General features: G+C 59.6%; 13 protein-coding genes. 4 read left to right on the top strand and 9 right to left on the bottom strand.

Features of this window, described 5'->3' with window-relative positions; translation table 11 throughout:
- Positions 1-20 precede the first annotated feature (20 nt).
- Positions 21-644 carry an NIPSNAP family protein gene (locus AB7M26_RS17620; protein ID WP_429385371.1) on the top strand — a complete coding sequence of 208 codons (624 nt, stop codon included), beginning with the start codon at positions 21-23 and terminating at the stop codon, positions 642-644.
- 63 nt (positions 645-707) lie between these two features.
- Here the strand turns inward: AB7M26_RS17620 and AB7M26_RS17625 are convergent, their stop codons facing one another.
- The 8 genes from AB7M26_RS17625 to antA form a co-directional block, all read right to left on the bottom strand.
- Positions 708-1394 carry an ABC transporter ATP-binding protein gene (locus tag AB7M26_RS17625; RefSeq protein ID WP_429385373.1) on the bottom strand — a complete coding sequence of 229 codons (687 nt, stop codon included), beginning with the start codon at positions 1392-1394 and terminating at the stop codon, positions 708-710.
- Positions 1387-2136, bottom strand: a complete 750-nt coding sequence (locus AB7M26_RS17630; RefSeq protein WP_084317849.1) for an ABC transporter ATP-binding protein — start codon at positions 2134-2136, stop codon at positions 1387-1389. Before AB7M26_RS17630 ends, AB7M26_RS17625 begins: the two co-directional genes overlap by 8 nt.
- Complete coding sequence (locus AB7M26_RS17635) at positions 2133-3158, bottom strand: branched-chain amino acid ABC transporter permease (RefSeq protein ID WP_429385376.1); 1026 nt, start codon at positions 3156-3158, stop codon at positions 2133-2135. The genes AB7M26_RS17630 and AB7M26_RS17635 overlap by 4 nt, the downstream gene beginning before the upstream one ends.
- A 10-nt stretch (positions 3159-3168) precedes the next feature.
- Positions 3169-4080 (bottom strand): branched-chain amino acid ABC transporter permease, encoded by a 912-nt coding sequence (locus tag AB7M26_RS17640; RefSeq protein ID WP_429385378.1) that lies wholly within the window; start codon positions 4078-4080, stop codon positions 3169-3171.
- A gap of 64 nt (positions 4081-4144) precedes the next feature.
- Positions 4145-5305, bottom strand: a complete 1161-nt coding sequence (locus tag AB7M26_RS17645; protein ID WP_429385380.1) for an ABC transporter substrate-binding protein — start codon at positions 5303-5305, stop codon at positions 4145-4147.
- Positions 5306-5412: 107 nt separating this feature from the next.
- Positions 5413-6438: an anthranilate 1,2-dioxygenase electron transfer component AntC gene (gene antC, locus AB7M26_RS17650; RefSeq protein WP_429385382.1), complete on the bottom strand. Its 1026-nt coding sequence runs from the start codon at positions 6436-6438 to the stop codon at positions 5413-5415.
- Positions 6439-6456: 18 nt separating this feature from the next.
- A complete protein-coding gene (antB, locus tag AB7M26_RS17655) occupies positions 6457-6948 on the bottom strand; it encodes an anthranilate 1,2-dioxygenase small subunit (protein ID WP_145318320.1) in 492 nt (163 codons plus the stop codon).
- 2 nt (positions 6949-6950) lie between these two features.
- Positions 6951-8354: an anthranilate 1,2-dioxygenase large subunit gene (antA, locus tag AB7M26_RS17660; protein ID WP_429385384.1), complete on the bottom strand. Its 1404-nt coding sequence runs from the start codon at positions 8352-8354 to the stop codon at positions 6951-6953.
- 412 nt (positions 8355-8766) lie between these two features.
- Here antA and AB7M26_RS17665 point away from each other — a divergent pair, with 412 nt between their 5' ends.
- The 3 genes from AB7M26_RS17665 to AB7M26_RS17675 all read left to right on the top strand — a co-directional run bounded on the left by AB7M26_RS17665 (position 8767) and on the right by AB7M26_RS17675 (position 12426).
- A complete protein-coding gene (locus tag AB7M26_RS17665) occupies positions 8767-10023 on the top strand; it encodes an OprD family porin (protein WP_084317842.1) in 1257 nt (418 codons plus the stop codon).
- A 363-nt stretch (positions 10024-10386) separates the two neighbouring features.
- Positions 10387-11400, top strand: a complete 1014-nt coding sequence (locus tag AB7M26_RS17670; protein WP_429385386.1) for an AraC family transcriptional regulator — start codon at positions 10387-10389, stop codon at positions 11398-11400.
- 27 nt (positions 11401-11427) lie between these two features.
- On the top strand, positions 11428-12426 hold the full coding sequence (locus tag AB7M26_RS17675) for an AraC family transcriptional regulator (RefSeq protein WP_429385388.1): 999 nt from the start codon (positions 11428-11430) through the stop codon (positions 12424-12426).
- A gap of 54 nt (positions 12427-12480) precedes the next feature.
- On the opposite strand, the gene AB7M26_RS17680 is transcribed toward AB7M26_RS17675, so the two are convergent.
- Entirely contained in the window at positions 12481-13716 is a 1236-nt protein-coding gene (locus AB7M26_RS17680; protein WP_429385390.1) for a dienelactone hydrolase family protein, read from the bottom strand.
- Between the last annotated feature and the right edge of the window lie 51 nt (positions 13717-13767).

A 13767-nucleotide genomic window follows, 5' to 3' on the forward strand; every position in this document is an offset into this window, starting at 1 on the left:
GGTCCTGAATCGAGGTTGTCATGAAGCTGTACGAATTGATCACGTTCACCGTGCGGGTGCGCACTGTCGCCACTGCCATGGCGTGTCTGGAGACGCGCCTGGCCGTCGATGACGCCGCAGTGAAACTCATCGGCTGCTGGGCGTCGGAAATCGGCCCGCAGAATCAGATCGCGGTGTTGCGTGGTTTTGCCGACGAGGCATCACGCCAAGCTGAGCGCGAACGTTATCTGTCGAATGCCGACGCGTTTGGCATCGAGGTGTATCTGACGAACATGCGCATGGAAAACTACACATTGTTTCCCTTTATCCAGCCGCTGCCTGCCGGGCTCCACGGGCCGTTCTACGAGCTTCGCGTATACGACCTTGTGCCATCAGGCCTGGCACCTACGCTCAAGGGCTGGGAAAAAGCCGTAGGGCCGCGAACCGGCGCGCAATACTCCCCGGTGTATGCCGCTTTCTACGCCACCGACGGCCAACTGCCGCGTTACCTGCACATCTGGCCTTACGCCTCACTCGAACAGCGCCTGGACGTGCGCACCCGTGCCGTACAGGACGGCGTCTGGCCGCCGGAAAATTCAGGCCCGCAACTGCGCGACATGCACTCGACGATCTACCTGCCGGCGAGCTTTTCGCCACTGCAATGAGACTGCTGCTCCATCCGCGATCCAACGCGTTCCCCCAAAAGGGGGAACTTCCAACCCTGTGATTCATACGCCCAAGTAACGTTGGGACAGTTCCGGTGTTTCGGCCAACTGCACCGGCGTACCGTGCCAAACCTGTCGGCCCTTTTCGATGATGTGATGGCAGTCGACCACCCGCGCCATTTCCTTGAGGTTCTTGTCGATGACCAAAATCGTCTCGCCTTCGGCTTTCAAGCTCGCCAGGCAACTCCAGATGGTTTCGCGAATGATCGGCGCCAGGCCTTCGGTCGCCTCGTCGAGAATCAACAACTGCGGGTTGGTCAGCAGGGCGCGGGCGACCACCATCATCTGCTGTTCGCCACCGGAGAGGGTTTTCGACAACTGATCCTGGCGTTCCTGCAACCGTGGAAACAACTGGTAGATCCGCGCCAGGTCCCACTTGCCCCGGGTCGCGGTGGCCAGCAGGTTTTCCCGCACGCTCAGGCTGCCAAAACCGCGCCGGCCTTCGGGCACCAGTCCTAGGCCGGCCTGGGCGATGCGGTAGGGTGGGGCGCCGCGCATTTCCCGACCGTGAATCAAGACGCTGCCAGCGGTGGGTTTGAGCAGACCCATGATCGACTTGACCGTGGTGGTCTTGCCCATGCCATTGCGCCCGATCAGCGACACGACCTGGCCCTGTTCGATCTTCAAGTGCATGTCGAACAGCACTTGGCTCAGGCCATAGCCGGCCTGCAATCCACTGACTTCAAGCATGTTCTTCTCCCAGGTAGGCGGCACGGACTTGCGGGTCGTTGCGAATCTGCTCGACGCTGCCGGTCAGGATGGTCTGGCCGTAGACCAATACGGTAATGCGGTCCGCCAGGGCGAACACGGCGTCCATGTCGTGTTCCACCAACAGGATCGCGTAGCGGCCCTTGAGTTCGAGCAACAATTGCGTCATGCGTGCCGATTCCTCGGCTCCCATGCCTGCCATCGGTTCGTCGAGCAACAGCACTGAGGCTTCCTGAGCCAGGGCCAGGGCAATTTCCAGTTGCCGTCGTTCACCGTGGGACAACTCGCTGACCAGTGCCTGGCCCCGTGCCGCGAGGCCGACACGATGCAGATAGTCCGCCGCTGGGCCCAGCAGGCGACTGTCACTACCCAGGGGTTTCCACATGCCGAAGGTCTGGCCTTCCCGGGCAGCGATCGCGATGGCGACGTTTTCCAGCAGGGTGAACTCCGGATACAGCTGACTGACCTGGAAAGCGCGCGCCAGGCCGAGGCGAGGGCGTTGATGGGCGGGCACGTCGGTAATGTCCTGGCCGTTGAGGAAGATCCGCCCCTTGTCCGGGCGGATCTCCCCGGCGATCTGCGAAATCAGTGTCGACTTGCCGGCGCCGTTGGGGCCGATGATGGCGTGCAGTTCCCCCGGGGCAATATTGAAGCTTGCGCCGTTGGTGGCCTTGACCGCGCCAAAGGTTTTTTCCAGATCCTGGATCGACAGTTGCGGGATCATGAGCGCACCTCGCTGTTGGCAATGGCGGGTGGAGCGTTTGGCACCGGGGGCTTGCGCCAGCGGGGCCACGGGCTGAGTAGCAGGCCGTACAAACCTTTTTTGCCGAACAGCACCACCACCAGCAGCAGCGGGCCGAAGATCAGCAGCCAGTGCTCGGTCCACAGGCTCAACACCTGCTCCAGTCCCAGGTACACCGCAGCGCCGAGTACCGGCCCGAGCAGGGTGCCGACGCCGCCAAGAATGACCATCGCCATCAATTCACCAGACTTGTGCCAAGCGCCCATGTCCGGGCTGACGAACATTGCGTAATTGGCCCACAAGATACCGGCCAGGCCGCCGCCAATCCCAGCGATGACGAAGGCGCTCAGACGATAGCGCAACGGGTGCAAGCCCAGGCTGATGCTGCGCCGTTCGCTTTGCTTCAGGCCCCGCAGTACATAGCCGAAGCGCGAATTGACCAGCCGCCGGCAGAACAGCAGCCACGCCACCAATAACCCCAGGCACAGGTAGTAAAACTGCACCGGATTTTCCAGATCAAGGCCCGGCAGCGTATTGCGTTCGTTGAGCAGGATGCCGTCGTCGCCGCCATACAGCGACAGCGAACTGAGGACGAAATACAGCATCTGGCCGAACGCCAGGGTAATCATGATGAACTGCACGCCGCTGGTGCGCAGTGACAGATAGCCGACCACCAGTGCAAACAGCGCGCAGACCAGCAGCGACAGCGGCCAGACGATCAGCGCACTGCTTGAGCCTTCCCAGCCCCACAACGGCATGGCCTGGGAGGTGTGAAAGCCGATGACGCCGACTACGTAGCCACCCAGGCCAAAGAACGCTGCATGACCAAAACTGATCATCGCACCATAGCCGATCAACAGGTCCAGGCTGGCGGCGGCCATGCCGTAGATCGCCAGACGCGTGAACAGGCTGACCAGAAAGGGTTCGTGCAACCACGACGCAAGCAGCGGCAGGAGGGCGAATGTCGCCAGGCAGAGCAGATCGATAAGGACTCGACGAGACATGTAGTTTTCCTCAGGCGCGGGCGGGCAACAGGCCGCGTGGACGGACCAGCAGGACGACGGCCATGACGATGTAGGCACTGGCGGAAATCAACCCGCCACTCAAGGTGCCGCTGACTTCGGCGGGCAACAGTTGGTCGAGCAATTGCGGGATGTACGCTCGCCCGAGGCCGTCGACCATGCCGATCAGCAAGGCTCCGGTGAGCGCGCCGCGCACTGAGCCGACACCGCCGACGACGATTACGACAAACGTGGTGATCAGGACCTTTTCGCCCATGCCGATTTCCACCGACAGCAGCGGGGCGGCCATGAAACCGGCGAGTCCGCAGAGCACACAGCCGAAGACGAACACGAGGGTGTAGAGGCGGGCGATGTTCACGCCCAATGCACCGACCATCTCGTGATCGTCGGCCCCGGCACGTATCAGCATCCCCAGGCGGGTATGGTTGATCAGCAGCCACATGGCAATCGCCACCAATGCTCCGGCTGCGATGAACAGCAGGCGGCTGACCGGGTACATCAACCCCGGCAGGACTTCGACGAAGGTGCCGTACCACTCGGGTGTCGGCATGGCCGGCGGGCTGCGGCCGAACAGCACGGTGATCAATTCGTTGGTAAAAAACACCACGGCCAGGGTGGCCAGCACCTGGTCGAGGTGATCGCGGGTGTAGAGACGGCGCATGATGCTGGTTTCAATCAGCAGCCCGTACAGTGCAGAGCCAATCACCGCCGCCAGCCCGGCGAGCCAGAACGAGCCGCTGAGCGAAGCGGTGTAGGCGGCGCAGAACGCCCCGACCATGTAGAAGGCGCCATGGGCCAGATTGATGACGCCCATGATGCCGAAGATCAGCGTCAGGCCGGAGGCGAGCAAAAACAGCAAGGCGCTGTATTGCAAGCCATTCAGAATTTGTTCAAGTAACAGCATGCTGGGGAATCCTACGAAAAGTGCCGGCAGCCGAAGCCGCCGGGCACGAGACCGAAAGGTCGGATCACAGGGCGCATTCGGCGGCGAAGCTGTCCACTTGCGACTTGGCGATGGTCTGCACCGGCACCTGGACCAGCTTGCCGTTGGCGTCGGCTTCTACGCGCAGCAAGTACCAATCGATGACCGCATGCTGGTTTTTGCCGAAGGCGAAATCGCCGCGGATCGAGTCGAACTTGACGTCGCGCAGCGCCTGGCGAAAAGCCGCGGGGTCTTTGGTGTTGCCGCCCACGCTCTTCAGTGCAGCGCCGATCAGTCGCGCCGTGTCATAGGTCTGAGCGGCATACACCGTTGGTACGCGGTTGTATTTTTCGCTGAACGCTTTGACGAACGCCTGGTTGACCGGGTTTTCAGATCCAGGGTTCCACAAGGTCACGATGTTCATGCCTTTGGCCACATCGCCGGTGGCGGCGAGCATGCGTTCGTCCATGGAGAACACGGGCACTACCATCGGGATGGTTTTGCTCAGGCCCGAGCTGCCGTATTGTTTGGCGAAGTTGATGCCGGCACCGCCGGGGTGGAACTCGAAAATCGCATCCGGCGCCAGCGAACGCACCCGAGCCAGTTCGACCGAGAAATCCAGCTGGTTGAGCTTGGTGTAGATCTCGGTGACCTCACCTTTGTACGTGCGCTTGAAGCCTTCCAGCGCATCGCGTCCGCCCTGGTAGTTGGGGGCCAGGATGACCATCTTTTTGTAGCCCAGCTCATTGGCCGCGACACCGGCCATTTCATGGATCGTGTCGTTCTGGTACGAGGCCACGAAGTAGTTGGGCTTGCACTGCTTGCCGGCCAGGCTCGAAGGGCCGGTGTTGTTGCTGATGTAGAAACCGTCCTTGGTTGCCGTGTTGACCACTGCCGCCAGCACATTGGAAAAAATCACGCCGGTGTACAGCGAAATGCCGTCCAGGCTCATGCGGTCGATGATTTGTTTGGCGCGCGCCGGTTGCAGCCCGTCGTCCTCGACCAGCAGGCTCACTGGCACACCGCCGAGCTTGCCGTTTTCCTGATCGATGGCCAGCTGGAATCCATCGCGGGAGTCTTCGCCCAGGTAACCGGCGGGGGTCGAGAGGGTGGTGATAAAACCGATACGCACCGGGTCCTGCGCCTGTGCCAGCAGACTGGTCACGCAGCTGGCCGCCAGCAGTGTACCCACGAGTAGTTTTTTCATAGTGCCGCCTTTAATGAAGTCCGCATCGCGCGTGACATAGTTGTTAGTTGAGGGCAGTAAAAAATGTCCGGGTGCCTGGAAATTTGTTTTGGCTGTGGGTTCCAGTGTCAGGTGTTGCTTTCGGTGAATTTCTCGTAGTACAGGCGGGTCTGATCCAGGGCCTGGACGGCCAGCCATTGCTTGATCGACTCGACCATCGGTGGCGGGCCGCAGAGGTACATGTCCAGGTCCTGATCACGAAACTCGGCAAGGTCGAAATGTTCGGTGATGTAACCGCGTCTGCCGCTCCAGTCCGGGGTCGGATCGCTGATGACCGGGGTGAAGCGAAAACCGGGAATCCGCTCTGCGTAGGCCGCGATGCGCGCGGTTTCGCAAAGGTCGGCGGCATTGCGCACGCCGTAGTACAGATGCACCGGATGCCTGCACCCACCACGCTCCGCGAGTTGATCGAGCATGCCCAGGAACGCCGAAAGCCCGGTGCCGCCGGCGACAAACACTAACGGCTTGTCGACGTGGCGCAGGTAAAAGGCGCCGAGGGGGGCTTCGAGCATGATCTCGTCGCCGATCAGGCTGCGCTCGCGGATGTAATTGCTCATCAGCCCGTCGGGCAGCAGCCGGATCAGAAACTGCAACTGGTTGCTGCCATTGGGGCGGTTGGCGAATGAGTAGGAGCGCTGGCCGTCTGTGCCAGGCACTTGCAGTCGCGCGTACTGGCCGGGCAAAAAGTCCAGTTGCTGGCCATCGGCACCGGCGTCCAGATGCAGGATCGCGGTGTTCGGCGATACCTGCTCGACGGCCCGCACGATGCCCTTGAGCCGCTCCGGGCCTGGCGCATTGCACAGGCTGGAGACGAAGTCGAAGTAGAACGCAGCATCGGATTGGACGCGTGTCTGGCAGGTCAGCATTTTGCGCTGGCGCAGGTCGTCGGCCGACAACGCTTCATCGTCGACATAGTCTTGACTGTACTGGCCCGACTCGCAGCGCCCCTGACATGTCCCGCACACACCTTCCCGGCAATCGAGCGGGATATTGATGCCGTTGCGCAGCGCCGCATCGAGCAGGATTTCATTGTTCTGTACCGGGAAGAACAAGGTTTTGCCATCGGCAAAACTGAACGCGACCTTGTGACTCATGATCCAGATTTCCGCCAGTCAGAGGTGATAAAAATCGAGCACCGAATTGATCGTGTCGTTGAGTAGCACCACGTGCTTGCGGCTGATTTTCCAGCTCTCGCCATCAGGCCGCAGGCGGTAGGTGGCGCGACCGAAGAACTGCTCGGCGGTTTGCAGGCGGTAGTAGAGGGTGTGCCAGTTGACCCGCACCTCCAGCTCATCGTTGTCCAGTGGCGCAATCCGCACATTGCTGATCAGGTGCAGGGTGCGCGGCATCGGGATGGTCGATGCCGCCTTGCCGGTGCGAATACGGAACACCCGGTCTTCGAGGCCGCCACGATTGGGGTAGTAAATCAGCGACATGCCTTTTTTCGGGTCGGTGGTGTAGACATGTTCCGAGTCCCATTGCGGCAGGTGGAACTCACTGTCGTCGCTGAACATCGACAGGTACGTATCCCAGTCCTGGCCGTCGCAGGCTTCAGCGTTGCGGTAGAAGAATTGTTCGACGCGGTATTGCAGTTGCGAATTCATGTTCACACCTCACGCAGTTTCAACGGTTGCTCTTCGGCGGCTTTGCGCGCCAAACCTTCGAGCATGAAGCGCTGCCAGTTGCCATGTTGATTGACGTAGAGGCCTTCATGGGTGAACTCGGTGCCGGTCAGCGCCGGTGAGATGCCAATGGTTTCGCTATTGGGCGTCGCCCCCTCGACCCACTTGCCCACGCCGCGGGAAATGTCGCTCCAGCGCTCCAGGCGTGCCTGGAAACCGCGCTGGGCTTCGCGGAATTCCACCAGGTCGTCGGGGGTGCCCATGCCGGACACGTTGAAGAAGTCTTCGAACTGACGAATGCGGTTTTCCCGATCGGCATCCGACTCGCCGACCACGCCCAAGCAGAAGCTGTTGATCTCGGTCTTGTTCCAGGCGATCGGACGAATAATGCGCAGCTGCGAGCTGATCTGGTCGAGGAAGAACATGCTCGGGTAGATGTTCAGGTTGCGCAGCCGGTGCATCATCCATTCGGCTTTGCCCTGACCGTACTCTTCGAGCAGGCGCGGCATGATCGTGCTGTATCCGGGACGTACCGCCGGGTTGGGCATGTCGCTGAACAGCACGCTGTGGCCGTTGTGGAAGGCAAACCAGCCGTCGTCCGTTTCCTTGTCGCCAGCGCCGAGCTTGCTGTAGTCCAGGGTATCGGCCCCGACCAGGCCTTTCTCGGTATTGATCTGCTGGCGATGCTGCACGGTGGCCACGTAGTTGTAGTGCACGGTGCTGACGTGATAACCGTCCAGACCGTTTTCATTCTGCAGTTTCCAGTTGCCGTCGTAGGTGTAGGCGGACTTGCCCGGCAGCACTTCCAGTTCACCGGTGGGCGACTGGGCAACCATCATGTCGAAGAACACCTTGGCGTCACCGAGGAAATCTTGCAGCGAGTCAGTGCCCTCGACATTGAGGCTGACAAACACAAACCCTTTGTAGCTTTCGATGCGGGCTTTTTTCAGGCCGCGGGTGGCTTTGTCGAAACCTTCCGGGTATTCACCGGGGGCCTTGACCTTGACCAGGCGACCATCGCTTTTGTAGCACCATGCGTGGAACGGGCAGGTGAAGGTCGACTGGTTGCCCTTGCCGACGCGGGTCAGGGTCGTGCCCCGGTGCTGGCAGGCGTTGATCAGCGCGTTGAGTTGGCCTTCGCCATCGCGGGTGATGATCATTGGCTGACGCCCGGCGCGCAGGGTCATGAAATCATGCTTGTTGGCGATTTCGCTTTCGTGGCAGGCGTAGATCCAGTTTTTCTCGAAGATCAGTTCCATTTCCAGATCAAACAAATCCGGCTCGGTAAACATATCCCGGGCAATTCGGAAGATACCTTCCGCTGGCCGGAAGTCCAGGCAGCCCTCAATAAAGCTTTTCCACTGTTCGACGCTTTTTGCACTGCTCATTAATCGATACCTCTTTGCATCGGGCTAATTCGTGCATTCAATAAGTTGTTTGTGTCCGCATTAAATAAGTTGCCCGCACCTGGGTCTATCCGCTTTGTCGGCAAACACAGTCCATAAAGTTGGCCAATCTGCATTGGCCTAGATATAGCTGGCTGGAAGCGGCAAGGCGAACGAGGGGGAATTGATAATTCGAAGTAAACGGATATGAGTCTCGAATTAACAGGATAGAGACTCTGGCGCCAATGCTGCCTAATCCTTCTCGATGCGTATCGGCTGTCTCGCCGGAGCGACATCAACCATAACGACTCATGCTGAATATTTTAACAAAGAAACAACTGCCAACTATTGGAGTGATCGCTTTGGTCACGCCGCTACTTGATGTGTTCGCACATTGAATAAGAGGGGATAAGTTATGTTTCAAGCGAGTTGGTTTACCCGTTGCGTGCAGACGGCAAGCCTGGCCGGAATGATTACACCGATGATGGCCCAGGCAGACTTCGTTGAAGACAGCCACCTGGGGCTGGGCTTGCGCAACTTTTACATCGATCGCGATTTCAAGGGCGAAAACCCGAAGAACTCCCGCGTTGGCAGCTGGACCCAAGGCTTCGACCTGCGCTTCATCTCGGGCTACACAGAGGGGCCGCTGCAGTTTGGCCTGGATGCTTCGATGCAGTACGCCTACCGGCTCGACGGCGGTGGTGGCAGGGGGCCTGACAGCATCATTCCCTATAGCGTCAGCAAGCAAGAACAAGCGACCGATTACGGCCGTGGCGGCTACACCGCGAAGGTGCGTTACTCCAAGACCGAGTTGAAATACGGTGAGCATCGGCCAACGCTGCCGGTGGCCTACACCGACGATTCGCGGCAACTGGTCACCACGTATCACGGCACCCTGATCGAGTCCAAAGAGGTGGATAAGCTGACGCTGACTGGCGGGCGCTTTACCGAAATCAGCGGTCGCGAATCCTCCAATAGCGAAAAAATGTACTTGTTCAACGGGCCTGACGTGCAGCGCCGCAGCGACGGTTTGAACTTTGGCGGCGCCAGTTACGCGTTCACGCCGGCGCTGACCGGGACCTATTTCTACGGGCAATTGGAAGACATCTACCGTCAGCATTACCTGGGTGCCACCTACCTGGCAGACCTGGGTGGCGGCTACGCTCTGAAAACCGATTTGCGCTATTTCAACAACAAGGAAGATGGCGACGCCCTGTACGGGCGCATTGATAACCGCTCCTATGGCGCCATGACTACCCTGCGCAAAGGTGCCCACTCCTTTGGCCTGGGTTATCAACGGATGCTCGGCGACAGCACGTTCCCGACCCTTAACGGCTACGCGCCGCAGCCCTACCTCGTGAACTGGTCCGCCATCGCCTTCGTCAAACCCAACGAAAAATCCTGGCAGGCGCGTTATGACTTCGATTTTGCTGGCGTGGGTATGCCTGGCTTGAAACTGATGACGCGTTACATGCGCGGCACCGACATCGATCGCGGCGCCCTCAGCGACAACAGCGAGTCGGAGCGCAATATCTATCTGTCCTATGTGGTTCAGGAAGGTCCGCTGAAGAACCTTGGCGTCGAACTGCGCAACATCAACGTCAAATTCCGCCATGGTAATGACTTCGACGAAAACCGTCTTATCACCACCTACACCTGGAAATTCTGGTAAGCGACCCGCACCATCCGAACGAGATTTCGGTCTCCTGCGCTTCAACAATTCCAGGGGGTAACACCTGCCTGCTCATCTGGGCAGGTAATACCCAATCACGCCTGGTGTTCAATGCATGCCTATTGTGCCGACCGGTGGGTGTCTGCTCTATTTTACAGCGCCATACCTGTGTTTACGGCGTGAGAAAGACGTTCACGGGGATGGACGGCTCTGGCGATGCGCTGTCCCTATCCGATTAATCGGTGAATGTTATCCGCATATTTCGGCCGGCCCCCGGAGGGAGGCACGCGGCATGAAGATTGCTCTTTCTATCAGAGGCGTGCCGTCAGAGCGCGTTCATAAAACAGCCGTGGGTGCCCCGTGATGAGTACAAGTCCTGATGTACATGTTCGTGACATTCGTATCGAGCGTTATGACCTCAATGGTGCCCGGCAGTGGATGGCCGGAATCTGTGGGCCGCATCTGCTCAAGACCAGCTACCCCAACCGCATTCAGTTCCATCACAGTGGCAATGTGCTCAAATCCATGTCCACGACACTGGGTGTGATCGGGTACGGCACCGACGTCACGGTCGGCATCGAAGACGCCGAACACCTGAACAGCTACAGCCTCAGTCTGCCCCTCGTCGGCGAACAACACTTAAGCAAGCAGGGCTGTCAGGTGACGTCCGATCGCGACAGCGCAGTCATCGTGTCGCCCCACGAAAACCAGGAGCTGTCGATCAACGGCGATTGCCGCAAGATCCAGGTCGTCATTACCCGTGCGGCCATGCGCAAGTCCCTTGAAGACATGCTGCAGCGGCCATTGGAAACCCCCTTGCGTTTCGAGCCGGTGATGGACGCCGTCAACGGTTCCTCCGCGTCGTGGTGGCGCATGGCTCGCTACTTTATTGGCGAGCTGGAGCGCAGCCGCGAGTTGTATGACCAGACGTTTTTCACTCGCGACATCGAGAGCTCGCTGATCAAGGGCTTGATCCTCGCCCAGCCGAACAACTACTCCGATGAGTTGCGCAATGTGCTCGGCGTCAAACTGCCGCACTACCTGATTCGAGCCAAGCAGTACATCCACGAAAATGCCCGCGAAGCACTGCACCTGGAAGACATTGAGGCGATTTCCGGTGTGTCGCGGTTCAAGCTGTTCGAAGGTTTCAAGAAATACTTTGGCATGTCGCCGATGGCGTATCTGAAGAAGCACCGGCTGGGTGCCGTGCGCCAGGAAATCCTCGAGGACAATTCGGCGCGCAATATCTCGGTGATTGCCATGGGGTGGGGTTTTACCCACCTGGGCCGCTTCTCCAGCGAGTATCGCAAGCTGTTCGATGAAACACCGAGTATCACCCTGCAACGTAACGAAGCTCGCCGAAACCGGTCGCTTTGAGCCATGGCTGCGCTATCGGTTCACCCTATGCCTGGCGCTAGTGCGGGGCTTGATCTGTCGAGGCTGTGCCAGACGCCGGTCTTCACCAGCCGCTCGCGGCAGGAAAGTCATCGGCTGCTCGCGCGTGAGTTGGTCGAACACGACTTGAGCTGGCGCACTGGCAATGTCGACACGGCGTTTTTCCGCGCTGAAGTGGGACGTTGCCAATTGTTTGTCCTGCGTTACGGTGCCGAGGTTGAGGTGCGGCCACGGCCTTTTACCGATTTCGTATTGATGCAGATGCCATTGCGCGGGCGGGCCAGCATCGAGTGCGACGGGCTGGCGCTGGAGTTGGAGGAGGGGCAAGTGGCGGTGCTCGCGCCCAACCGCCAGGCCCGACTGGTCTGGCACCGTGGCTGCGAACAATTGCTGCTCAAGGTGCCGCGCTCCTTGTTGAGGCTGATGCAGGAACGGCTGGTGGACGAAGGAGGGCTGGCCGCCGATTTCAGCTTGCCACCTGCCTACCGGCTCGACACCGGTCAGGCGCGTGGCTGGTTGCGCCTGGTTGATGATTTGCTTGAGCAGCTGGGGGCCAGCGAGGGTGAGCCGGTGCATGCTCACTGGTTGCGACATCTGGAAGAAAGCCTGCCGCTGTTCCTGCTGACCCACCCACCGAAAGTCGACGGGTCACCGATAGCGGTCGTTGAGACGCCAGCACAGCGTCAGGCATTGCGACAGTTGCACAAGATCGAAGACTTGATGCGCAGTCGCCTGGGGGATGCACTTTCCCTGGGAGAACTGGCCGCTGCGGCGGGCATGAGCGAGCGCAGCCTCAACACCCTGTGCCAGCGCTGTTACGGACAAACACCCATGGAGCGGTTGCGCAACCTGCGGCTTGAAGCGGTGCGCGATCGTTTGCTCGGTCGTTGCGACGTGAGCATTACCGAAGTCGCCCTGGAACATGGCTTTGGTCATCTCGGGCGTTTTGCCCGTTATTACCGTGAACGCTTTGGCGAACTGCCGCATCAGACGGCTGCCATCAGATAATCAAACGCTGCACCCTGTAGGAGCAGGCTCGTTCCTACAGGGTGCAGTGTTCGATTACTGTTCGGCGCTGTCCGCCCATTTGCCCATCAGCGTATTGGACGGCCGTTGTTCGTCGAGCAGTTTCTTCGCCGTTTCGATACCGGCCACGGGCAACCCGGTGGGGTCGAGCAGGCCGATCTGCACCAGAACGCTGGCCTGGTCCCAGTAAATATGTTCGTGACACAGCTTGTCGCCCCGGAACTTGATGACACCGAGCATCGGTATTTCGACGTATTGACCGGTCGGCGCGACGTTGGGCAGCATCCAGTCGATTTCACTGGTGTGGGTGAAACACATCACGAACTCGTCGACGATCTGTGAGGCCCCGACAGTGCGCGAGATGGGCACCAGCTTCATGTCCGGCGGATTGGCGTGGACGAAATGGTTCTGGTAGAAGCGGCTCAGTTCGCGGTAGCCCACGCCACCGGTCATGGTCGGAATGTGGTTGACGTAAGGTTCGGCAACCATGGTCGCCATGGTCGCCGGGACATCGCGGACGGCAAACTCGAATTCGATGTGCTTTTCCCACAGTTCGGACAGGTTGTAGTTAGGGCCGATGGCCTGTTTGAGTGCGGCGATGCTGCGTTGATGGGCCATCAACGCGGCCGGCTTGTTGTAGTGCATGCCACCGTTGCGGGCGAAGGCATGGTCGACGTCGGGGTAGGTGTAAATCTCGACGTTGTTGCGGCCGCCCAGGCGCTGACTGATCAGCGTTCGGGCATTGGCATCGCAGTAGCCATCCTGTTCGGCGAAGTGCAGCACCAGGCGGCCTTTGATGTTGTCGGCTTCGTCGAGCAACTGTTCAATGCCCATGCCGTAATAGCCCACCGAGCAGGCGGCGTCGGTTCTCGTCGCCGTCAGGTAGGCCAGCTTGCCGCCCATGCAGAAACCCACATAGCCGAAACCGACGTCCTCGACTTCGGGCAAATCGCTGAGTGCCTTGAAACTGGCGTCGATGTCATCGACAGCCTTGTCCACGTCCATGCGCTGGAACAGCTCGATGGCACGGGCGAAGTCGGCCTCGGTGTACCCCAGGTCTACGCCCGGTTCCAGGCGCCAGAACAGGTCCGGCACCAAGGCGACATACCCTTCCTCGGCGTAAAAATCGGCCACTTCGCGCATGTTGGCGTTGATGCCGAAGATTTCCTGGCCTATTACTACGCCGGGACCTTTGCCGCTGGCGGGCAGCGCCAGGTAACCGGCGAAACTGCCGCTGCCGTCGCTGGCTTTTACGGTGATTATCTTGCCCATGGTATTACCTCGTTATCGACTCTTCATCAGGTTTTGTTGGCGGTGCTCAAT

It is taken from the genome of Pseudomonas sp. F-14 TE3482 (assembly GCF_053629455.1).